At 44.7% G+C, this 23420-nt stretch carries 19 protein-coding genes and 2 pseudogenes; 5 read left to right on the plus strand and 16 right to left on the minus strand.

What is annotated here, in order from left to right; all coding sequences use genetic code 11:
- The first annotated feature begins 47 nt into the window (after positions 1–47).
- Entirely contained in the window at positions 48–1280 is a 1233-nt protein-coding gene (gene tyrS, locus ABWP14_RS07525; RefSeq protein WP_353202361.1) for a tyrosine--tRNA ligase, read from the plus strand.
- Between the two features lie 8 nt (positions 1281–1288).
- Here the strand turns inward: tyrS and ruvB are convergent, their stop codons facing one another.
- The 10 genes and pseudogenes from ruvB to ABWP14_RS07575 all read right to left on the minus strand — a co-directional run bounded on the left by ruvB (position 1289) and on the right by ABWP14_RS07575 (position 10826).
- Positions 1289–2359, minus strand: coding sequence for a Holliday junction branch migration DNA helicase RuvB (gene ruvB, locus ABWP14_RS07530; RefSeq protein WP_353202362.1), 1071 nt, complete (start codon positions 2357–2359; stop codon positions 1289–1291).
- 27 nt (positions 2360–2386) lie between these two features.
- Positions 2387–2968, minus strand: a complete 582-nt coding sequence (gene ruvA, locus ABWP14_RS07535) for a Holliday junction branch migration protein RuvA (RefSeq protein ID WP_353202363.1) — start codon at positions 2966–2968, stop codon at positions 2387–2389.
- Between the two features lie 27 nt (positions 2969–2995).
- On the minus strand, positions 2996–3514 hold the full coding sequence (ruvC, locus tag ABWP14_RS07540) for a crossover junction endodeoxyribonuclease RuvC (protein ID WP_353202364.1): 519 nt from the start codon (positions 3512–3514) through the stop codon (positions 2996–2998).
- Positions 3515–3535: 21 nt separating this feature from the next.
- Complete coding sequence (gene purH, locus ABWP14_RS07545; RefSeq protein WP_353202365.1) at positions 3536–5116, minus strand: bifunctional phosphoribosylaminoimidazolecarboxamide formyltransferase/IMP cyclohydrolase; 1581 nt, start codon at positions 5114–5116, stop codon at positions 3536–3538.
- A 49-nt stretch (positions 5117–5165) separates the two neighbouring features.
- A pseudogene (locus ABWP14_RS07550) lies at positions 5166–5405 on the minus strand (helix-turn-helix domain-containing protein).
- 25 nt (positions 5406–5430) lie between these two features.
- A pseudogene (dusB, locus tag ABWP14_RS07555) lies at positions 5431–6448 on the minus strand (tRNA dihydrouridine synthase DusB).
- A 151-nt stretch (positions 6449–6599) separates the two neighbouring features.
- Positions 6600–7757, minus strand: coding sequence for an FAD-dependent monooxygenase (locus ABWP14_RS07560; RefSeq protein WP_353202366.1), 1158 nt, complete (start codon positions 7755–7757; stop codon positions 6600–6602).
- Position 7758: 1 nt separating this feature from the next.
- Positions 7759–9114: a Xaa-Pro aminopeptidase gene (gene pepP, locus ABWP14_RS07565; protein WP_502930156.1), complete on the minus strand. Its 1356-nt coding sequence runs from the start codon at positions 9112–9114 to the stop codon at positions 7759–7761.
- Positions 9107–9829, minus strand: a complete 723-nt coding sequence (gene murU / locus ABWP14_RS07570) for an N-acetylmuramate alpha-1-phosphate uridylyltransferase MurU (protein ID WP_353202368.1) — start codon at positions 9827–9829, stop codon at positions 9107–9109. The genes pepP and murU overlap by 8 nt, the downstream gene beginning before the upstream one ends.
- A gap of 1 nt (position 9830) precedes the next feature.
- Positions 9831–10826: an aminoglycoside phosphotransferase family protein gene (locus ABWP14_RS07575; RefSeq protein WP_353202369.1), complete on the minus strand. Its 996-nt coding sequence runs from the start codon at positions 10824–10826 to the stop codon at positions 9831–9833.
- Between the two features lie 33 nt (positions 10827–10859).
- Here ABWP14_RS07575 and ABWP14_RS07580 point away from each other — a divergent pair, with 33 nt between their 5' ends.
- From ABWP14_RS07580 to rsmA, 4 genes are read left to right on the plus strand one after another with little or no spacing between them, the layout of a single operon-like run.
- Complete coding sequence (locus ABWP14_RS07580; RefSeq protein WP_353202370.1) at positions 10860–13364, plus strand: LPS-assembly protein LptD; 2505 nt, start codon at positions 10860–10862, stop codon at positions 13362–13364.
- Complete coding sequence (locus tag ABWP14_RS07585) at positions 13361–14860, plus strand: peptidylprolyl isomerase (protein ID WP_353202371.1); 1500 nt, start codon at positions 13361–13363, stop codon at positions 14858–14860. The genes ABWP14_RS07580 and ABWP14_RS07585 overlap by 4 nt, the downstream gene beginning before the upstream one ends.
- Positions 14838–15845 carry a 4-hydroxythreonine-4-phosphate dehydrogenase PdxA gene (gene pdxA, locus ABWP14_RS07590; protein WP_353202372.1) on the plus strand — a complete coding sequence of 336 codons (1008 nt, stop codon included), beginning with the start codon at positions 14838–14840 and terminating at the stop codon, positions 15843–15845. Before ABWP14_RS07585 ends, pdxA begins: the two co-directional genes overlap by 23 nt.
- On the plus strand, positions 15845–16621 hold the full coding sequence (gene rsmA / locus ABWP14_RS07595; protein WP_353202373.1) for a 16S rRNA (adenine(1518)-N(6)/adenine(1519)-N(6))-dimethyltransferase RsmA: 777 nt from the start codon (positions 15845–15847) through the stop codon (positions 16619–16621). The genes pdxA and rsmA overlap by 1 nt, the downstream gene beginning before the upstream one ends.
- 16 nt (positions 16622–16637) lie before the next feature.
- Here the strand turns inward: rsmA and ABWP14_RS07600 are convergent, their stop codons facing one another.
- From ABWP14_RS07600 to ABWP14_RS07625, 6 genes are read right to left on the minus strand one after another with little or no spacing between them, the layout of a single operon-like run.
- Positions 16638–17372, minus strand: coding sequence for a lysophospholipid acyltransferase family protein (locus tag ABWP14_RS07600; protein WP_353202374.1), 735 nt, complete (start codon positions 17370–17372; stop codon positions 16638–16640).
- A 4-nt stretch (positions 17373–17376) separates the two neighbouring features.
- Positions 17377–17949, minus strand: coding sequence for a D-glycero-beta-D-manno-heptose 1,7-bisphosphate 7-phosphatase (gmhB, locus tag ABWP14_RS07605; RefSeq protein ID WP_353202375.1), 573 nt, complete (start codon positions 17947–17949; stop codon positions 17377–17379).
- Complete coding sequence (glyS, locus tag ABWP14_RS07610) at positions 17946–20084, minus strand: glycine--tRNA ligase subunit beta (RefSeq protein ID WP_353202376.1); 2139 nt, start codon at positions 20082–20084, stop codon at positions 17946–17948. Before glyS ends, gmhB begins: the two co-directional genes overlap by 4 nt.
- Before the next feature lie 13 nt (positions 20085–20097).
- Entirely contained in the window at positions 20098–20982 is an 885-nt protein-coding gene (glyQ, locus tag ABWP14_RS07615; protein WP_353202377.1) for a glycine--tRNA ligase subunit alpha, read from the minus strand.
- Positions 20983–21042: 60 nt separating this feature from the next.
- On the minus strand, positions 21043–22566 hold the full coding sequence (gene lnt / locus ABWP14_RS07620) for an apolipoprotein N-acyltransferase (protein ID WP_353202378.1): 1524 nt from the start codon (positions 22564–22566) through the stop codon (positions 21043–21045).
- An 8-nt stretch (positions 22567–22574) separates the two neighbouring features.
- Positions 22575–23414 carry a CorC family transporter gene (locus tag ABWP14_RS07625; protein ID WP_353202379.1) on the minus strand — a complete coding sequence of 280 codons (840 nt, stop codon included), beginning with the start codon at positions 23412–23414 and terminating at the stop codon, positions 22575–22577.
- Positions 23415–23420 lie beyond the last annotated feature (6 nt).

Here is a 23420-nt window from a genome sequence, read left to right on the forward strand (position 1 = left end):
CTTTAGCAATTTAAATACTCAATAACTGTATCAGTATCCGAATCAGCATGACGGCTAAACCAGAACAAAAATATCCTTTAACCCCTGAAGTCTTCGCTGCGCTTGAAGTCACGAAACGTGGCTGTGATGAGCTATTAGTTGAGGCAGATTGGGTGCAAAAATTGGCGCGCAGCCAAGCTACCAAGACGCCTTTGCGCATCAAGCTTGGTTTAGATCCTACGGCCCCTGATATTCATCTTGGGCATACCGTTGTTTTAAACAAATTACGACAGTTGCAAGACTTAGGTCATACGGTGATTTTCTTGATCGGAGATTTCACCAGCATGATTGGAGATCCATCAGGCCGCAATGCAACTCGTCCACCATTGACCCCTGAAGAAATTGCGATCAATGCAGATACATACTATCGTCAAGCTAGTATGGTACTTGATCCTTCTAAAACAGAAGTGCGTTACAACAGTGAGTGGTCTGATCCTCTAGGCGCACGCGGCATGATTCAACTGGCTGCTAAACATACGGTAGCAAGGATGCTAGAGCGCGATGATTTTACAAAGCGTTATCGTACTGGCATCCCTATCTCTATCCATGAATTTCTATACCCCTTGATGCAAGGCTATGACTCAGTTGCACTCAAAAGTGATATAGAGCTTGGTGGTACTGACCAAAAATTCAATTTGCTAGTTGGGCGCGAGCTCCAGCGTGAATATGGCCAAGAACCCCAATGTATTTTGACCATGCCTTTATTGGTTGGTTTGGATGGCGTTGAGAAGATGAGTAAATCCAAGGGTAATTACATTGGTATTAGTGAGCCTGCTGGCGATATGTTTGGCAAGCTCATGAGTATCTCGGATGATTTGATGTGGGATTATTTCACCCTACTCTCATTCCGTCCAATGTCAGAAATTGATTTGATGAAGCAAGAAGTTACAGCCGGAAGAAATCCGCGCGATTGCAAAGTCCTACTTGCACAAGAAATCGTGGCACGTTTTCATTCACAAACTGCTGCCCAGAAAGCGCTAGAGGACTTTAATCACCGCGCTAAAGGTGGCGTCCCAGATGATGTTCCAGAAGTAAGCTTGGCGGGGGCTCCCATGGGCGTTGCTCATTTTCTTAAGGCAGCAGGCCTTGTACCATCTAGTTCAGAGGCTAATCGCAATATTGAACAGAACGGCGTAAAAATTGATGGTGTGACAATCAGTGACAAGCAGCTCAAGATTGAGACAGGCACTTACTTAATTCAGGTGGGTAAGCGTCGCTTTGCTAAAGTGACACTCAGCTAAGAGCTGCACTACAGATCTAAGCTGGTGTCATTGCTTGGTGGCGTTAATCCGAAGTGCTCATAAGCCTGGCGTGTTGCTATTCTGCCGCGAGAAGTTCTTTGGAGATAGCCCTGTTGAATCAGATAGGGCTCTAAGACATCTTCAATCGTGTCACGCTCTTCACCAATTGCGGCAGCTAAATTATCAATCCCGACAGGACCGCCATCAAACTTATGTAAGATCGCTTCTAAGAGCTTTCTATCCATGACATCAAAGCCGCTTGGATCTACATCAAGCATTTTCAAGGCAGCATCAGCCATTGCCTTAGTGATAGCACCAGTGCCTTTCACTTCAGCATAGTCGCGAACTCGACGTAGTAAACGGTTAGCAATCCGTGGGGTACCGCGTGCACGCTTGGCAATTTCTACTGATCCTTCGGGGTCAATATTAGCCTTAAGAAGATTAGCGGAGCGATTAATAATTTTAGTGAGTTCCTCAGTTGTATAAAACTCAAGTCTAGCAACGATACCAAAGCGATCGCGCAAGGGATTAGTGAGCATGCCTGCGCGAGTAGTAGCACCAATGAGTGTGAAAGGCTTGAGATCAATTTTGACACTGCGTGCCGCAGGACCTTCACCAATCATGATGTCTAAGCTGTAATCTTCTAGCGCTGGGTACAGAATTTCTTCTACAACGGGAGAGAGGCGATGAATCTCATCAATGAAGAGCACATCATTGGTTTCAAGATTCGTTAATAAGGCTGCTAGATCTCCAGGTCTATCTAAGACGGGACCGCTAGTCTGACGTAAATTGACTCCCAGTTCGCGGGCGATGATATGCGCTAAGGTGGTCTTTCCAAGTCCGGGCGGTCCGAAGAGTAGAACGTGATCTAAGGCTTCTTGGCGCGCTCTAGTGGCGGCAATAAAAATTTCTAGTTGGGCGCGTGCTTTGGTTTGACCAACATATTCATCGAGTTGTTTTGGCCGGAGTGCTCTTTCAAATACAGCCTCGGCATTACCTGCAGCGCCGCTAACAATACGATCACTACCTTCAGGTAAATCTTCAGGAATAGCGCTTAGGTCGTCAGTGTGAATTGCCATACTGTAAGTTTAGTGCCGTTTGCTTATTTAGACCTTAGATAGATACTTTAGACCCATCCGAATACCATCAGATACGGTAGTGTCAGCAGGAATCTGTTTGAGGGCCAAGAGAGCTTCTTTTTCAGAGTAACCTAAAGCCAATAAGGCTTGAAGAACTTCGCTACTCGCTTCGATTACATGAGGCTTCCCAGTGCTAATCCCTAAGTCTGGTGCCAGCTTACCTTTGAGTTCTAGGCAAAGGCGTTCAGCCGTTTTTTTACCAATGCCAGGAACTTGGGTCAAGCGTCCAGCCTCCTGTAGGGCAATGGCTTGGGCCAACTCATTCACACTCATTCCAGAAAGTACTGCTAGAGCGGTACGTGAACCTACGCCACTAATTTTGATTAAGGCCCGAAAGGCTTCGCGCTCTGTTTCTGTGGCAAAGCCAAAGAGTTGCTGCGCATCTTCACGAACCTGAAAGTGAGTTAATAAGGTAATGGTTTGATTGACCTCTGGCAATTGATACAAGGTGCTCATCGGAACATCGATTTCATAGCCAACACCCTGGCAATCAACCAACAGTCTAGGGGGATGTACTGAAACGAGAGTGCCTTGAATACGACCGATCATAGGAAGATCTTAACCTGTTTAGTCAATTTACTTAGTGCGCTTCTTCGGGGCGAGTGCTGCAGTAATCGCTTTTGGTATTTGAGCATGATGAGCCGCGCAGATAGCGACACCTAGTGCATCAGATGCATCCGTACCAGGCGCACGATTGAGTCTAAGAAGCCGCTTCACCATTTCTTGAACCTGCGGTTTAGCAGCGCGCCCTGTGCCTACAATTGATTGCTTGACCCGTAATGCACTGTACTCAGCCACAGGAAGTTTTTCTGAAACCAGGGCAGCAATGACAGCCCCTCTAGCTTGCCCTAGCATGAGGGTAGAGCGAGGATTAACGTTTAAAAAGACTTCTTCTATGGCGGCCGCTTCAGGCCGATAGGTTTCTAGTATTTCTTTCACCCCAGAATAAAGTGCACCTAAGCGCTCAGGCAAACCCTTGGCGGGATCGCCACTTTCAATAATGCCTGAGGCTACATAGCTTAACTTTTGACCATCAACATCAATCACACCAAATCCAGTGGTACGTAAGCCAGGGTCGATTCCTATCCAGCGCATGAAGTATTAATGTCTACTGTCTTAGTGACGGAAATGGCGAGTGCCAGTAAAGACCATGGCAATACCATGTTCATTGGCAGCAGCAATAATCTCATCATCACGCATGCTGCCGCCAGGCTGAATAGCACAGCTCGCACCACCATTGACAACTACATCTAAGCCATCTCGGAAAGGAAAAAAGGCATCGCTAGCGACAGCAGAGCCTTTAAGACTCAAGCCAGCATTTTCAGCTTTAATGCTCGCCATTCTGGCAGAGTCAACCCGACTCATTTGACCGGCTCCAATGCCAAGAGTCATGCCATCTGCACAATAGACAATCGCATTTGATTTAACAAACTTAGCAACGCGCCAAGCAAACATCATGTCATTCATTTCGCTGGGGGTTGGTAATCGTTGGCTCACTACGCGCATTTCATTTTCTAAAACATTTTTGGCATCAGGTGATTGAACTAATAAGCCACCACCCACGCGTTTAAGGTCAAAAGCATTAAATGCAGTCCCCAGCGGAATTTCAAGTAAACGTACATTTTGTTTTGCAGCAAAGATTTTTTTTGCTTCAGCACTAAAACTAGGGGCAATCAATACTTCAACGAATTGTTTAGAAATTGCTTCAGCTGCTGCACCATCACAAGCAACATTGAAGGCAATAATGCCGCCAAAGGCAGAGCTCGGATCAGTTTTAAGTGCTTTTTGATAAGCCTCAAGTGCATTAGCACCAACTGCTACGCCGCAAGGATTGGCATGCTTAATGATGACGCAAGCTGCGGCTCCGCCAGAATGATTAAAAAAACTTTTGACGCATTCCCAAGCAGAATCGGCATCAGCAATATTGTTATAAGACAGCTCTTTACCTTGGAGTTGCTTGTAATTGGCAAGGGCGCCAGCAACTGGATGAATGTCTTTATAAAAAGCAGCAGATTGATGTGGATTTTCACCGTAACGCATTTCTTGTACTTTTTCAAAAGCAAGATGGAGCGTTTCTGGGAAAGCTGAACGTATTTTGTGGTCTAACTCATTGCCAAGTGATGAGAGGTAGTTTGCAATGGCACCATCGTATTGTGCAGTGTGCGCAAAGACCTTTTTAGCTAAGCCCAAATTCGTTTGATAGGATACGGTATTGTTATTGGCCTTCATCTCGGCTAATACCGGAGCGTAATCATCCGGAGAAATTAATACAGTGACATCTTGATGATTCTTCGCAGCCGCACGGAGCATCGCTGGGCCACCAATATCAATATTTTCTACGGCATCTTCAAACGAGCAGTTTTCGCGGGCCACTGTCTCATTGAATGGATAGAGATTGATCACGAGCATATCAATCGTATCAATGCCATGCTCTTTTAAAGCTGCCATATGCTCAGGAAAATCCCTGCGCGCTAACAAACCGCCGTGCACCATTGGGTGCAAGGTTTTGACGCGGCCATCAAGCATCTCTGGAAACTTAGTTAGCGAAGTTACTTCGACTACTGGCAGGTGATTTTCAGCCAAGAGTTTTGCGGTCCCACCGGTCGAGATCAGCTTGATGCCTTGCTCATGAAGTGCTTTTGCAAAAGGCACAATGCCATTTTTATCGGAAACAGAGAGAAGTGCTGAACGGATCATTGAGGATTAGGGATAAGAATAAAGATTAAATGTATGAATATTTTTTAAATTACTTGAGAAGTTGATGTTCAACTAATTTCTTATGTAGGGTGTTGCGGTTAATACCAAGGTATTGAGCGGCCAAAGATTGATTCTGTTTGGCGTGCTACATCACTAGCTCTAACATTGGCTTTTCAACTACCGCCAAAACCATTTGGTAAATATCGTTCGGTGGTGTGCCTTTGAGGTCGTTCAGATAGCCTTGCAACTGAGTCTCAATACATTCGGTAATCGGGTGTTTATTGTTCATAAAGTCTAGCAATGCTAAAAAATAATTAGGCTGCTTCTAAAAAGAGTAAACGATCAGAGTGTGATCTCATTTCATCAAAATAATCATTGACCATTTGTAATTGGATCTTGCAATCATCAGCTGTATTCATCCGCTGACGAAATGCATGTGAATCTCTCAAGCCTTTGCAGTACCAGCCAATATGTTTGCGGGCGGTACGCAGACCAATATGTTCGCCATAGAATTCGTAATGGTCAAGGAGATGTGCATTCATAATCCCTTGAATCTCACTAATTTCAGGGGTTGGCAATTTGTCACCAGTCTTGAGGTAGTGATGAATTTCACGGAATATCCAAGGTCGACCTTGGGCTGCACGACCAATCATGATCGCATCGGCCCCAGTAGTCTGAAGTACAAATTCTGCTTTTTCTGGGCTTGTGATGTCGCCGTTAGCAACCACTGGTATAGCGACGCTACTTTTAACTGCGGTAATCGTTTCGTATTCAGCCTCACCATGATAGAGATCAGCCTTGGTGCGACCATGAACGGTCAGCATAGAAATGCCAGATTTTTCTGCAATCTTAGCGATATCGATTGCATTTTTATGTTCACGATCCCAGCCGGTACGAATCTTTAACGTCACTGGTACAGCATCTGGTCCAACGCCAACTGCCTTGACTATAGTCTCTAATATTTTTTTGTACCAGCGCTTCATCACAAAGTAGCGCTGACCCTGCAGCAACATTGCAAACTTTCTTTGCAGGGCATCCCATATTGATATCAATAATTTGCGCGCCATGATCAACATTTAATTTAGCAGCTGCGGCCATCATTGCGGGATCTGCGCCGGCTATTTGAACGGCGATCGGTTTAAATTCGCCTACGTGATTAGCGCGACGTTGAGTCTTGACGCTTTTCCAAAGTAAAGCATTGGAGGCAACCATTTCTGAGACAGCGTATCCAGCGCCCAACTGCTTACAAAGCTGTCTAAAGGGACGGTCTGTTACGCCAGCCATAGGGGCAACAAAGAGTCGATTTGCTAGGAGGTGTGGACCAATCTGCATTTTTAAGAGGTTTGGGCTTAGAGCGACTTTGTTGTGCGTGAAGAGCTTGACACTTTAGCACAGTCGGGACTAAATCTGCCTAAAAATTAGGCAGATTACACGGTACAAGTCAGATCAACGGCAATCTTCTATTGCATTCGATTTAAGCGGCTTAGCGCCTGCCAAACATCATCTGGCGAGCCAAGGCTGTCTTCGCTGAGGGAAGCCACTGAAGGGCTGATAAGGCTAATCCACGGGCAAGTACTACAGGTGCTAAGTTAGAAGTAAAGACTCTGGCCATAAAGTCAGTTAAACCAATGGTTGTGGTGCGATCCACTTTTCTGCTTTGGGCATAATCTTCCAGAGCATTTTGGATTTCTGTTGTGCTGGGGCCTTCTGGAGTATTCGCAAATACGCTCGCTAATTTTTCTGCCAAGAGAAATGCATCTCTTAAACCTAAATTGAGACCCTGTCCGGCAACGGGATGTAATGTCTGTGCAGCATTGCCAATCCAAACCTCATGATCCTTCGTAATTTGCTTGCGGTAATTCAAGCCTAATTCATAAAGGCGTCGATCTTGAATTTTCAAAAAGCGCCCAATCCTTGAGCCAAATTCATTTTGTAAGCTAGATAAAAATTCGATCTCACTTAACTGCAGGCGATGTTGTGAGGATTCAGGAGAGCCACACCAAACGAGATTTAAAATATTGTGGCCATAATGACTTGGTAATACTGCAAGAGGACCCTCGGAAGTAAATCGTTCCCAGGCTTGATGAGGCGTTGCATTTTCGACTTCCACCAACCCCACTAATGCAGATTGTCCGTAATCGCGACCTGACTCTACCCACTCTTGTGTTTTGAATAAGCCACCCTCAGCATGCACAATGCATTTGGCAGTGATGGTGCTTTGCGAATCATCATCCTTGATATGCTGCCAAATAAAGTTGGGGCTCTTAACTTGTATTGCTCTTAGGGCATTTCGCAGTGCTAAATGAATATCACGATAACGAACAATATGTCCCAAGGCATCTTGATTGAGCTCCTCACGAGTCATCAGGGCGCGCCCAAATCGGCCTGCTTGAGAAACATGGACCCGGTGAATATCGGCACAATCGGTCGGCCAAGCCTGGATCGTATCGAGTAAGATTTTGCTGCCATGAGAAAGAGCAATACCACGGCTATCAGCGTTGGCTATATCAGCATCTTCAACTGGATTGCGATCAAGTAGGGTGAGTTTTGCTTCTGGAAATTTTTGTAAATACCAGGCAGCACAAGCAAGGCCTACAGGACCCCCACCTTGAATCAAAATGTCGCTACTGGTTGTATTCATTTCAGGATTTCATGAGCGCTTCAATTTCATCAGCATTCACTGGCACACCTCGAGAAATGAGCTCACATCCAGAATCGTTGAGGACTGCATCATCTTCAATTCGGATGCCAATATTCCAAAAGGCTTTATCGACATCATCAGCTGGTCTGATATATAAACCGGGCTCAACAGTAATGACCATGCCACTTTTCAGAATGCGCCACGGCTTTTCTTCTTTACCACTGTTTTCAATCTGCTCGCGATAGGAACCTACATCATGAACATCCATCCCTAACCAGTGGGAGGTTCTATGCATATAGAAACGACGATAAGCACCTGTTTCGATTGCATTCTCAAGACTGCCATAGTCAGCAAGCTTGAGCAATTTTTCATCTAACAGACCTTGAGTCAACACTCGGAGTGCTGCTTCATGCGGTTGCATAAAAGTATTGCCCGGCTTAGTCATGGCTACCGCCGCTTCTTGAGCAGCTAAGGTAATGTCGTACAGCGCACGCTGTGGCCCAGTAAATTTGCCATTAATTGGAAAGGTACGCGTGATATCAGATGCGTAGCCATCGAGCTCGCATCCAGCATCAATGAGGCAGAGCTCTCCGCTCAGTAACTCTGTTGAGCCAGCGCGATAGTGCAGGATGCAAGTGTTTTCTCCACCAGCAACAATGCTGTTATAGGCTACGCTTTGTGCACCACTATTACGGAATTCATGAAGGAGCTCTGCTTCTAATTGGTATTCACGCATGCCAGGTTTACAGATTTGCATTGCTCGAATATGGGCGCGGGCAGAGATAGCAGCAGCTTTACGCATGATGTCAATTTCATGAGCCTCTTTAAAGAGACGCATTTCATGAATCAGAGATTCAACATCATGAATCTCTGAGGGAGGATTAATGCCAGCACGTGATTGGCTACGCACTTGTTTCATCCAGTGACGCAAGCGTCGATCAGCATCGGCACTTTCTGCCAAACGAAGATAAATTGCCTCTTGATTAGCTAGTAGCTCACCCAGTTTTTGATCGAGCACCTGATTACTGTGCGCAAATTCCACACCCAGCTTTTCTGGGGCTGCTTCTGGTCCTAAACGAATACCATCCCAAATTTCTCTTTCAAGATCCTTGGGCCTGCAAAATACGTGTGATTCAAGCTGACCATTGCCGGAGACTTTTAAGACTAGCGTTGCGCCTGGCTCTTCAAAGCCACTTAAGTAGAAAAAGTCACTATCGTGTCGATATGGAAACTCACTATCGCGATTGCGTGCGACCTCGGGTGCTGTGGAAATGACAGCAATTCCACCACCCGTTTTGGATAGCATCTGTTTTGCTAAGGCAATTCTGCGCTGTTGATAGATATTAGTTTTATTCATAGACTGCATTCAGTTCTTTTAAGCGCTGTGGAGTACCTACATCGTGCCACGGACCTGGATATTTTTCACCGCTCACTCTATTTTCACCCATTGCTTGTCTGAGGATGGGAGCTAATTTGGCAGGACTGCCTATCTTTAAGTCTTTAAAGAGGGCTTTGTGATAGACGCCGATCCCTGAAAAGGTCAGTTTTTCAGCTCCTGTGGACTCTTGGTCTGAGATTACCGAGCCATTCAAGTAAAAATCACCATATGGATGTTGAATGGGGTTGGGAACCATGAGGAGATGGGCTAAAGGCTGATTGGACTGAGCGCTTAATTGTGATGCTGTTTGCAAAATCTGCGCAATCGGCAAATGCGGAGAAAAAACATCCCCATTGATTACCAAGAAATAGTCAGCTGGGGCGAGAAGGGGTAGCGCCTTACAAATTCCCCCCGCAGTTTCCAGAGCGGTGACTTCAGGTGAATATTGAATCTGAATTCCAAATGGCTGCCCATCGCCAAGAGCAGATTCAATTTTTGAGCCTAACCAAGCATGGTTAATCACTACTTTTGGAATACCTGCTTTAGCAAGAGACTCTAGGTGCCACGCTAATAGAGATTTATTTTGAATAGTGAGTAAGGGTTTTGGCAAATCATCAGTCAAGGGACGCATTCGCTCGCCTCTGCCGGCGGCTAATATAAAACAAGGGATGATATTGGTAGTTTCTTTAGCCATTTTAAATTGGACGAGTCGCTTCTAAAATACGCGCTAATGGTTTTAATTCAATATAACGATTGGCAGTGGCAATTGCATATTCAAGTACAAGCGGAATATCTTTAAGGTAAGCATCCTTGCCATCGCGATGAAATAGTCTTGCAAAAATACCAAGAACCTTGAGATGGCGCTGTAAACCCATCCATTCAAAATCGCGGTAGAACTGTCCAAAATCACTGGGCATTGGCAAGCCAGCTTTACGACCTTCTTCCCAAAATGTAATGACCCAGTCAATCACTTTTTCTTCTGGCCATGCGATATAGGCATCTTTCCATAAAGAGGATGCATCGTAAGTAATGGGTCCATACACAGCATCCTGAAAATCGATCACCCCAGGATTATTCATTTCAGTTACCATCAAATTACGCGAATGATAGTCACGATGGACATACACTTTTGCTTGCGCTAAATTATTTTGAATAATGAGTTCAAAAGACTTTTTGAGTTGGGCTCGCTGTACTTCACTCAGATCAATCCCTAGATGTTTTTTTAAATACCAATCAGGAAATAAATCTAGTTCACGTTGCAGGAGGGTCTCATCATAGTTTGGCAATACATTGGGTTTGCTGGCCAATTGCATTTGCACTAAAGCATGTACTGCATCTTGATACAGATGATCTGCCGTCTCCCCATTAAGCTCTGCTAAATACGTTTTAGTGCCAAGATCATTTAATAAAAGAAAGCCTTCATTAATATTTTTTTCGAGAATTTTAGGTACGTTTAGACCTGCTTCTGAGAGCAATAAATCGACCTGAATAAAGGCGTCTAATGGCTCATGCTGAGGAGGGGCATCCATCACAATGAACGTAGTAAATTGAGGGTTTTTACTCTTAATTCGGAAATATCGGCGAAAGCTTGCATCAGCAGAAGCGGGGCATAGAGAGCCAAGATCCAATTGCCAGCTAGGCTCAAGGCCTTTTAGCCATTGAATAAGGGTGTTTAAGCGTGCGTCAATCATGGTCGATTCGTATAATAAGACGGGTCTGGAACTATGAGTCATTATCGCCGTTGCGCTGGTCTTTGCGCCCCTCTTTTTATAGCTGTAACCCTGCGCGCAATGTTGGGGTTGGCGTTGCTCCAATTTACATTCTTGGCAAGCGCTCAAACACCCCCACCATTGCCATTCTCGTCCAGGTCAGCAGAGGCTGCACCAATCTTGCCAGATCGTGGCAATGTGACGATTTTGAAGTTAGATGACCAGCTTAGAGTTGGCCAGCCTATTGAAGATAGCAAGGCTCTTACTTTTACTTCTAGCGATTCAATTGAAGGAGTTGTAGATCGCGAAATGCGATTAAAAGATCGTGCCCAAATTCGACGCAATGGCACAGTTGCTAAAGGCAATGAAATTATTTATAACCCAGACACTGATGTTGCTAGATTAATTGGTAATGCAGAGCTGATTAAAGGTAATGCTAATTTCAAAGGCCCCAATGCACGTTTAACAGTTGATGCTCGTGAAGGGGAAATGGAAAGCCCTGTTTATGAAATTGGCGATAGTCGTGCCAGTGGAAAAGCAAAAAAACTGACTATTGAAAGTGGTGATGTGTTTGTTTTTGATAAAGCAACCTATACCACTTGTACTTCTGAAAATTTAGACTGGTATTTCACTGCTAGTAAAATTGAGATTGATAACGAGCGGAAAGAAATGACGGGAAAGGATGGGGTAATGCATCTTTTTGATGTGCCTATCGCATATGTTCCCTACTTTAGTTTGCCCACTGGAAGAGAGAGGCGCTCAGGTATTCTTCCTCCGATTGCTGGATATAACTCCAAGAATGGTATTGATATTACCCAGCCTTACTATGTCAATATTGCCCCTAATCGTGACTTAACAATCATGCCGCGTTACATGAGTCAACGCGGAGTGCAACTGGGTGTCGGCTATCGATTTATTGATACCACCTATAACGGCAACGTGATGGGTGACTATTTGCCAAGCGATCAAAAGGCAGGCGGAATTAGTCGTTGGCGTTATGACTGGCAGCAACGCCAAACTTTGTTGGGATCACCAATGGGCGGTCCGGGTTCAGTTAATGCTTATATCAATGCCGCTAAAGTTTCAGATAATGCCTATCCAACTGACTTTTCGCAAACGGTGGCAGGTGCTGTGACAAGTCAGTTCCGCCAAGAGCTTGGTGCAGTATCGCAACTTCCAGATAGATTGAGTAATTGGACGGTTTCTGCTAAAGCATTAAATTTCCAGACGCTGCAACCCAACTTACCTAGTACAGTTGGGGCGCCATATAACGTTCTGCCTCAAGTGACAGCAATCTATCGTAGCAATTTGGTGCCACCAGCTTCAGGGACTGATGGACGCTATATCACTTTGCCTACTGGCCCTACTTCGATGGTATCAACTGATTTCTCGCGGTTTTCATACAACATTGCAAGTAGTATTCCGAATACGGCGCCTGGTATTTTTAGTCAAGCAGATCGCACCGTAGTGAAAGGTGTTTTGGAGTATCCGACAGTAACGCCTGGTTACTATATCCGCCCTAAGTTAAGTCTTCAGTCCAATAACTATAGTGCAACGGCTTATCAGCCTGGGTATTTGCCAGCCCAAGGCTTCTTAATACCGACCGTTAGTTTGGATACTGGTTTGGCATTCGAAAGGGATGCTTTTGAGATGGGTAGTTTTTTCGGCCAGAATATGTTGCTTAGTCTTGAGCCACGTGCCTTGTACGTATATACGCCTTATGTAAACCAAGCAAATACCCCTTTATTTGATACGGCAGATCAGGGATTTGGTATTGGACAAATTTATAGTGAAAACACTTTTATTGGTAACGACCGTGTCTCAGATAGCAATAAGGTAACCGTTGGTCTGACTAGTCGAATTACAGAATCGAATACGGGCGCAGAAAGGGCAGTTATCACTCTTGCTCAGCAACAACAGTTCACGGCACAGCAAGTTGGGTTGACTGGCAATATCGCTAGCCCAACAGCCTATTCCGACACCTTAGCTGCTGCATCGGTGCGTTTTATGGGTAATTTCAATGCCGATGTTTTTGGCCAATACAACACCCAACTAAATCGCTTTGTACAGACAACCGTTGGTGGTAGTTGGCGCCCAACTCCTGGCCGTAGTCTTAATTTCGGTTATCGCAATGTTTGGCAGCCACCTATCCAGCCATCTCCATTTAATCCTGTTGGAACACCAGGCGGAACAACGACGGATCAATATAATATTTCTGGTCAATGGCCGGTTACAAGAGAGATTTCTTTAGTTGGCCGTTGGGGGTATGATTCGCTTACAACCAAGACTTTGAATACCTTATTAGCAGTTGAGTATATCCGTGACTGTATTGTTTTCCGCAGCGCATATTCTCAATTACTATTAAATAACAATACGACAACCCAAATCTTGTTTCAAATTGAATTCAGAGGTCTTGGTGTTGCGGGAGATAACCCTGTAGATTTGATGAAGTTAAATGTTCCTGGTTACTTACCTACACCTAAGCCATTGCCCGCCTCAACTTATGAGAAATACCAATGATCTTTTGTAAGAAACATCTACGGCGCTATGTTGCTTGCGCTTTTTTGCTGATCAGCTCAGCATTAGTGGGCTCGTCTTATGCTCAAGATGCGAGTCGTAAAACTGCATCTCCTACTCCTACTACTATACCTGCGCCGGCCGCTGCTCCTGCAGATAACAAGATTCGGAATATTGATGGTGTCGCAGCAGTAGTCAATACCGGTTTCATTACTCGTAGGGAAATTGATGATCGCGTTGCCGCTTTGCAAAAGCAGGGTACTAAAATGCCTGATGCTACTGAATTTAGAAAAGCAGTATTAGAGCGCCTAATTGTTGAAAAAATTCAGTTGCAAAGCGCTGAGCAGGAAGGCATCAGAGTCACTAATAAAGAATTAGAAAAAATTATTGATGATATTGCTGCAAAAAATCAATTAAGTCTCGCAGAATTCAAGACTAGAGTAGTTGCATCTGGTCTCGCATTTGAGCGATATCAAGAAAATTTACGAGTAGATGTCGTTCTTACTCGTTTTCGTGAGCGCGAGGTCGATGCTCGAATTAAAATTTCTGACGCTGAGGTTGATAATTTTATTGCGGAGCGTGCGCGTGCCATTGGAGTACAAGGAGTTAAGCCGAGTTCACCAGCACCTGTATCTAGCACTGGACCAGAAGAAATTAATTTAGCTCAGATCTTCATTCCTGTTGATACTGGTGCAGGCCTTAGTGCACAGGCAGAAGCCAAAAAGAAAGCTGATGCCCTTCTAGCCTCTGCTAGAGGTGATGGAGACTTTATGCAGATAGGTAGTGCTGCCGCGAAAGAAAACCCGAAGATCAAATTTCAGGAGCTTGGTTATCGTACCTCAGATCGGCTGCCACAATTGTTCTATGATGCCGTTCGTAATATAGGTAGTGGCCAAACTGCTAAAGCGGTTGTGAAAAGCCCAGCAGGATTTCATATCCTTAAGGTGTTGGACCGTAGAACTTTGGTGGAGATGGCGCCTGTGCAAGAAGCTCCTCCCCCAGAGATTGTTTTAACTCCACCTAAAGCTATCTCCATTACCCAAACTATGTCACGGCACATACTGCTTCGCACTCGTACTGGATTGACTGATCAGGATGCTGAAAGACGCTTACAAGGCTTCCGAGATCAAGTGCGCGCCAAGACCACTGATTTTGCTGATTTAGCCAAGAAATTTTCAGAAGATGGTTCGGCAGCTAATGGTGGCGAGCTCGGCTGGATGAGTCCAGGTGATTTGGTTCCTGAGTTTGAGCAGGCCATGAATCGCCTCCAAATTGGTGAGGTTAGTGATCCTGTTAAATCAGAGTTTGGCTGGCACTTAATCCAGGTGATGGAGCGTCGCGAAGGGCAGCTTACCGTCGAAAAGCAAAGACAGTTTGCCCGCGCTAATATTCGTGAACGTAAATATGAACAGGCATACATGGATTGGATTCGTGAATTACGTGATAGTGCTACGGTGAAAATTCTGAACTCAGAAGATGCCGCATCCAGCGCCCCTTAATCTCGTCATTACTACTGGCGAGCCAGCTGGAATTGGGCCAGAAGTTTCTTTAAGTGCTGCCGCCACTTTCTTAGCTGAGCAAGAAGATGCCGAGATTACTTTACTTGGCGCTTCTGATTTGTTTTCTATGCCAAAGCAATTGAATCCAAATGTATTGGCACGTCTGAAGTTTGAGATTGTAGAACTGCAAAGCCCCGTTCAAGTTGGAATACTCAATTCAGATAATGCAGCTTATGTCATCAAGTTATTAGATCTAGCGCTAGAGGGCTGTAAACAGCAGCGCTTTGATGCCATGGTGACTGCTCCTGTTCAAAAAAGTGTGATCAATGATGCGGGTATTCCATTTACTGGACATACCGAATATTTGGCACAAGCTTGTGGTGTAGGGCAGGTAGTGATGATGCTCTGTGCTCCATTACCTAAAGGTTTCTTGGGCATCAAGCAGCCAAGAGATCTTCGCGTTGCCTTAGTGACAACTCATATTCCTTTGCAGGCAGTTGCAGCCACCCTCAATCGAAGTTTGATTTTAAGTGCCATCCAAATTGTTGCTAAAGATTTACAAGACCGCTTTGGGATTACAAACCCAATGATCCGTATGGCAGGTTTGAATCCGCATGCAGGCGAATCTGGTTATTTAGGACGCGAGGAAATTGAAGTAATTGCTCCTGCGATTAAAGAGGCTCAGAGTTTAGGTATCGCAGTATCAGGGCCTTATCCCGGTGACACCATGTTTGATCCAACAGCTTTAGAGAGAGTGGATGCATTTATTGCGATGTATCACGATCAAGGACTTGCACCTTTTAAGTTCGTTACATTTGGCGGTGGAGTGAATGTCACTTTAGGTTTGCCAGTGATTCGTACTTCAGTAGATCACGGCACGGCTTTGGATATTGCAGGCTCTGGTACTGCTGACCCCGGTAGTATGCTGCAGGCTTTACGCCTAGCTTATCAATTAGCGATGAACCAGAGAAGACATCCTCAATAATGCATCGTGCAAGTAAACGTTTCGGCCAAAACTTTTTACAAGATGGCGGCATTATTCATTCGATTGTTACTTTGATTCAGCCTAGCGATGATATGCATGTCATTGAAATTGGCCCAGGCCTTGGCGCCTTAACTAGGCCTTTATTGAGTAATTTAGATCAATTGGATTTGTTAGAAATTGATCGTGATTTAGTAGCTTATTGGAATGACCAAAATTTAAAAGGGCTGAAGATCATCGAGGGCGATGCTCTGAAATTTGATTTCTTAGAATGGGCTAAGCAACGATCAGGCAGACTAGGTCTTTGTAAAGTAGTCGGTAATTTACCTTATAATATTTCATCCCCTTTACTATTCCATTTGGTAAGCGCAGCCAATGAGATTGACGAGCAGGTTTTCATGTTGCAGGCTGAAGTAGTAGAGCGTATGGTTGCTCCAGCTGGGAGTTCAGATTTCAGTAGGTTATCGGTGATGTTACAAGCACGCTATGACATGGAGCAGGTATTAGAGGTGCCACCTGAAGCTTTTGATCCCCAACCAAGAGTGAACTCAGCAGTAGTGCGGATGATTCCGCGTCAGGATTTCAGTCTGAATAGTGCCCAGTGGAAATCTCTCGAGAAAGTTGTTGCAGCAGCATTCTCCCAAAGAAGGAAAATGCTTCGCACCAATTTACAGTTATTTTCGGATCGATTGAAATTAAGCGAGGTAGAGCTTAAGTCTAGAGCTCAAGATATTTCAGTAGATCGTTATATCGAGTGGGCAAAAATTCTAGCCGCTTAATCTAGCTGTGCAGGCTTTACTGATATGCGCTTGGATCTATGATGCGCATTTCCGATTCAATCCAACCTTCGACTTCCTGTTGTAGTGCTTCGGCAGACTTTCCATCTGAGCGAATGATTGGACCAATGGAGAAGATCACAGTTCCTGGTTTTTTGAGAAAGCTATTTTTAGGCCAAAAACGCCCTGCATTGTGCGCAATCGGAATAACGAGTGCGCCCGTTGCGCTCGCAAGGCGTGCGCCGCCTTTGCGATAAGGTTTATTAGATCCTATAGGTGTTCTTGTACCCTCAGGAAAGAGCATGATCCACTTGCCTTCGCTCAGACGTTTACGCCCTTGGCTCGCCACGGATAGAGCGGCAGTTTGTTTACTGGCACGATTGATCTGAATCATCTTCAGCAAGGCTAAGGCCCAGCCAAAAAAAGGTATCCAGAGTAATTCACGCTTAAATACAAAACAAAGTTGTTTCGGTAGTAAAGCGATATAAGCAATAGTTTCATAGGCAGACTGATGCTTACTCAGAATGACTACGCGCTCATTTAGAGCTGCTTCCATATTTTCCATTCCGCGGATTTCATAATGGATGCCACATAAATGTTGGAGCACATAAATCACGACTTTGTTCCAAATACCAATGAAGCTATAGCGATTTTCAGGACTCAGAAATGGAAAAGCTAGCATACATAAAACTGACCAGATCGGGGTAAAGATCAGTAGAAACAAGGCAAAGAGAGTTGAGCGTATCAATAGCATTACCTTAAACCTTATCTTCTAGCACTGCCTGGGCAAAAGCCATGAGATCAGCATGTATCTTTGTTCCCTCGGGTAGAGTGCCCTTTGCCAACGTTTTTTCACCCTTGCCAGTAAGTACTAGGTGAGGTGTCGCGCCCAGGGCAATACCCGCCTGTAGATCGCGTAAAGAGTCACCTACTATGGGTACTCCGAGTAATGGGGTAACGCTCTCTGCTTTTTTATAACGAAGGGCAATTTCCTTCATCAGACCTGGAAGAGGTTTACGACAATCGCAGCCATGAGAATCAGCATGCGGGCAAAAGAAAATACTATCGATATGACCACCCAAGGGTTTGAGTAGCTTATCCATCTTGGCATGCATTGTATGTAAATCATTGATCGTGAAAAAACCTCTTGCTAGGCCAGACTGATTGCTTGCAATTGCAAGCTGATATCCAGCTTGATTGAGAAGGGCAATAGCCTCCAAACTTCCTGGAAGTGGGACCCACTCATCTGCTGACTTCACATAATCATCACGATCTTCATTGATCACTCCATCGCGATCAAGAATAATCAGTTTAGAAGAGCTTAGGCTCATGCTAATTTGCCGAGATCGGCAACGAGATTCATTTTCTGGTGAAGTTGTTGCAAGAGCGCTAGACGATTGTCGCGTAGCTCAGGATTAGGATCCATCACCATGACATCTGCAAAGAACTGATCAATCGGAGCGCTTAAGGAAACTAGCGCTTTTAGTAGCTCCACAAATTGACGTTTGTCGTATGCGCTATTCAGTGCTGGGGTAACTGCTTCCAAGGCTTTAAAGAGTGCAGTTTCTGCTGGGATTTGTAATAAGCCCTGAGAGCAACTCGCAGGTATAGCAGTGGTTGTTTTCTTCAGAATATTACTAATACGCTTATTGGCAGCCGCAAGTTGAGGTGCTTGTGCTAAGGCATTGAATTCACGCAATGCTGTTAAGCGCTCAATCAGATCATAAATATGAGCAGGCGATTGACTCAGCACTGCATCTATCTCAGCACTGGTAAAGGGTTTGCCTGCTATCGCTTGATCGCGTAAATAAGTACGCAGGCGATCAATGATGAAGGCATAAATATCAGCTACTTGGGCTTTTTCTTGAACTTCCTTTTGTGGGAACTGTGCACGGGCCAGCTCAATTAACGCAGGTAAGCTTAAAGAAAGATTCTTTTCAAGGAGTAAACGGCAAATACCTAAGGCATGACGACGCAGTGCATAGGGGTCTTTATCGCCAGTAGGCGCTAGACCTACTCCCCAGATACCAACTAAAGTTTCTAGCTTGTCAGCAATAGCCAAAATCGTACCGGTTTGAGTCTGGGGTAAAGCATCACCAGCAAAGCGAGGCATGTAGTGCTCGCTACAAGCAGCAGCTACTTCCGCATTTTCTCCGTCATGCTTGGCATAGTAATTTCCCATAATGCCCTGAAGCTCTGGGAATTCACCAACCATATCGGTGAGCAAGTCAGTTTTTGCAATTTCTGCTGCGCGATGAGCCAGTTTTTCATCTACACCTAATTGTTTCGCAATTCCAGTGGCAATTCCTTGGACGCGTTTAGTGCGATCTAATTGGTTGCCTAATTGGTTGTGATAAACCACCCTCTCTAAATCTACTATTCGTGATGCTAGAGGCCGCTTTTGATCTTGCATGAAGAAAAAACGTGCATCAGAGAGACGGGGCCGAATCACACGTTCATTGCCCGAGATGATGGCGTTGGGTTTATTGGTTTCAATATTAGAAACAATTAAGAAACGGTTGCGTAATTTCCCTTGTTTATCGGTTAAGGCAAAATATTTTTGATTTGTTTGCATTGTCAGAATTAAGCACTCTTGTGGAATTTCCAAGAATTCTTGATCAAAATGGCATTCATAGACTGCAGGCCATTCAACCAATGCAGCCACTTCATCCAGAAGGCTATCGGGCATCAGAACTAAGTCGTCGCCAGCAGCCTTGAGGAGTGCTGCTGCAATTTGAGCGCGACGCTTATTAAAGCTCGGAATGACTTTAGCTTTAGTTTCTAGGTCTGCTTCATATTGATCGGCAGAGTGAATAGTGATTGTGCTTGGCGCCAAGAAGCGATGACCCTCAGTCTGATTGCCAGCATCGATACCTAGGCTGCTCAGATGGAGAATATTTTGACCATGTAAGGCAATCATCCGATGTGCAGGGCGTGCAAACTGTACGTCTGCGAGTACGCCATTTTTTTGCTGCACTTGGTAGTGCATCATTTTTGCAATCGGTAATTTATTTAAGGTTTGTTCAAGTGCTATTTGAGCGGTTTGCTCTAAAGCAGCACCTTTGGCAACAACATTTAGATAGAGAGCTTCGTTCTTTCCATCGCCGGCTTTTTCTAAGGTAGCTAAATCAATATCGGCATAACCTAGGGAGCCTAATTTCTTCAGTAGGGGTGGCGTTGCTTTGCCATCTGCACCAAAAGCAATACTGGTTGGTAATAATTTTTCCCGCACCGGGTAATCGGGCGCCTGATTAAGCACGTCCGTAATGAATACTGCAAGGCGACGTGGCGTTGCAAAGCCTGTTACTTTGGATGCGTCAGAGGCTAATCCTGCGGCTTTCAAGGAGGCATAAATGCCTTCGCTAAAGGCATCTCCGAGACGGCGGAGTGATTTGGGGGGTAGTTCTTCTGTAAATACTTCAATCAACAAACTATCTGATTGGGAAAGAGAATGGCTTGGACTCATAAATGGATCTTGCTTATGCATTAGCTTGGCGTTGACACATTGGGAATCCCAGTTTTTCACGGGATTCGAAATACGCTTGGGCAACGGCGCGAGAAAGATTACGGATACGGCCAATATAAGCAGCACGCTCGGTAACAGAGATAGCACCGCGGGCATCTAAAAGATTGAATGTATGAGCAGCTTTTAAAACCATTTCATAGGCAGGCAAAGCTAAGGGCACCTCCATCAGGCGCTTGGCTTCACTTTCATAGTTTGTAAAGTTGGCAAACAGTAAATCAGCATTTGAGTGTTCAAAGTTATAGCAAGATTGCTCCACTTCATTCTGGTGATACACGTCACCATAAGAAATACCATCCGTCCAAACAAGATCAAACACGTTTGAACAATTTTGAATGTACATTGCCAAGCGTTCGATACCGTAAGTAATTTCACCGAGCACTGGTTTGCAATCTAAGCCACCAACTTGTTGGAAATAAGTGAACTGCGTCACTTCCATGCCGTTGAGCCAGACTTCCCAGCCTAAGCCCCATGCACCTAATGTGGGATTTTCCCAATCGTCCTCAACAAAGCGCACATCGTTTTCTTTGAGGTCAAGACCAAGAGTAGCAAGTGAGCCAAGATAGAGCTCCAGAATATTTTCAGGGGCCGGTTTCAGAACAACTTGATATTGATAGTAGTGTTGCAAGCGATTTGGGTTTTCACCATAGCGACCATCTTTTGGTCTGCGTGATGGCTGAACATAAGCTGCTTTCCAAGGTTCTGGTCCGATAGCCCTTAAGAAAGTCGCCGTATGAGAAGTGCCAGCACCTACTTCAAGGTCAATAGGCTGCAATAGGGCACAACCTTGTTGGTCCCAATAATCTTGAAGTTTGAGAATGATTTGCTGAAAAGTAAGCATGATTAACCTGGCTAAGCCATTGATTTTACATGGCTAGGGTAGCTTAGTAGTTAAAACTGACTAAAAACGTCTGTGACGAATCAGGCCCCAGAGCATTAGGATGCAAGAAATACTCAAAATTGGGAAGTTCCCCCAGCGAACATAGGGCGTTATGCCTGAGTAGGCCTGAACTTTAGCGCTTAAGTTTGCTTGGGTAAATTCAGGAATGGATGACAGTACCTTTCCATCTGGACCAAGTACTGAGGTTATGCCGGTATTGGTTGCTCGAAGAGCAGGAAGACCGGTCTCTAGTGAGCGTAGCTGCGCTAGGCGTAATTGTTGTGATGAGGCCTGCGATTTTCCAAACCAAGCTAAATTAGTCATATTGATGAGCAAATGAATCGGTTTTTCACGATTACTGATACGAGATGCTAATTCACCCCCAAAGATATCTTCATAACAAATCATTATTGTCGCGTTGATATCCGCTTGACCTAAGCGAGCAATAGAAAAAGGCGCTTGCTCACTACTGCCCCTAGCAAAATCGCTCATTGGTACGCGAAAGGCATCCACAAACCAACGAAAGCCTGGAGGAATAAATTCACCAAAGGGAACCAGATGCACTTTATCGAACTGGTATGGGGCAGCATTTGGTGAAAGGCCGGTAGCGCGATTGGTGTATTGCAATCCTGTTTTACCAGGTACATCACCAATTAGTCCTAATAAGATATTACTAGCACTTAAGTTAGAGAAATTTTGTAAGTAATTTAATAAACCAGTTGGTAGATTATTTTGTGGCCATGGAAAAGCGATTTCGGGAGTAATGATGAGGTTTGCTGCCTCTTTTTTTATTTCATCAGTATAAAAAGCAATTTGCTGACTAATGGATTCAGGATTAAATTTAAGTGTTTGCTCAAAATTACCTTGGATAAGGCGAACAGTGATTGGCTCGCTAAATGGTTTGGTAAAGGCAATGAGCCCGGCTGCCTGAGACAAGGTAATCACAGCTGCAATACTCACTAAACTCATTGCGGGATGTTTTTTGACCTGCAAAATTTGCCATGAGGTCCAAATGACCAGGAAGGTACAAGCAAGGCCGCCAAAATAGGGTGCGATCGGTGCAAAAGGCCCATTCAATTGACTTTCGGCAAGGCCCATCCAAGGAAAACCAGTAAAGATATAGCCACGCAAAAATTCCATGATGACCCAACTCGCCGCTAAAAATAAGCCCGTCAAGCGAGATTGATGCAGTAATGAGATGGTTAGCGTAGCCAGTGAGAAGTAAATGGCCATGTATGCAGAAAGCAAAAAGACTGCCATACATGAAAGCGCTACGTTCATACCACCAACATCATGTAGGCTGATGTAAATCCACCACAGACCAATCACAAAGTATCCCAAGCCAAATATGAGGCCAGATACAAACATTTTTCTTACTGAAGCAACATTTTCTTGCTTGAGCCACCACCAAACGATGCTAAGAATTGGAATTTGTATCCAACCGCCATAAGGTAATTCGGCAGCACCTGCGAGAATGGCGCCCAAGATCAATAGCACTAAAAAATGAATACTTTGATGGCGATCGCGAGAAAGCTGATCAATCAAGATGAATCTCAGTCAGTTTTTTTAGGAATTTGGCGCGCAAGCAAAATATGCACTTGACGAGGATCGGCGCGCAAGATCTCAAATTCAATACCATCGATCAAAATGAGCTCGCCTACTTTTGGAACTCTGCCCAGATGTTGAATGACTAGACCAGCAACTGTTTCAATTTCATCCTGAGAAAAATGGGTTCCTAAGGTTTCATTAAATTGATCAATTTCTGTAATCCCTTTGACCCGGATATCACCATTATCTAGTGCTATAAGGTTATCAGCTTCTTCATCAATATCATGCTCATCCTCAATATCGCCTACGATTTGCTCAAGCACATCTTCAATCGTGATAATGCCTGCTACACCGCTATATTCATCCACCACAATTGCCAAGTGATTGCGATTATCTTTAAAGTCACGCAATAAAATACTGAGCCGTTTTGATTCGGGAATGAAAACAGCCGGTCTTAACCAGTCACGTACTTGAAAGTCTTTTTCAGTGGCATGCCGCAGTAGATCTTTGGCCAATAAGATGCCAATCACATTGTCTTTGCTGCCTTCATACACAGGAAAGCGTGAGTGAGCTGCTTGAATGACGCTCTGAATGATTTCGGCAAGACTGCGATTGATATCAATCCAATCGATTTGGGCTCTGGGTACCAAGATGTCACGTGCACAAAGTTGCCCCACTTGAAATACACCCTCAATCATTGATAGGGCATCTGCATCAATCAAGCCTTCAGATTGGGCTTCACGAAGCGTTTCAATCAGCTCTTTACGGCGCTCACTAGAGCTAATTGGTTGGGGTGTTAAAAAATCAGTTAGGCGATCTAAGAGGGATTTATTGGGGTCGGGCATATAGTA

Origin of the sequence: Polynucleobacter sp. (assembly GCF_040400325.1) — a bacterium.
In the GTDB taxonomy this organism is placed as follows: domain Bacteria; phylum Pseudomonadota; class Gammaproteobacteria; order Burkholderiales; family Burkholderiaceae; genus Polynucleobacter.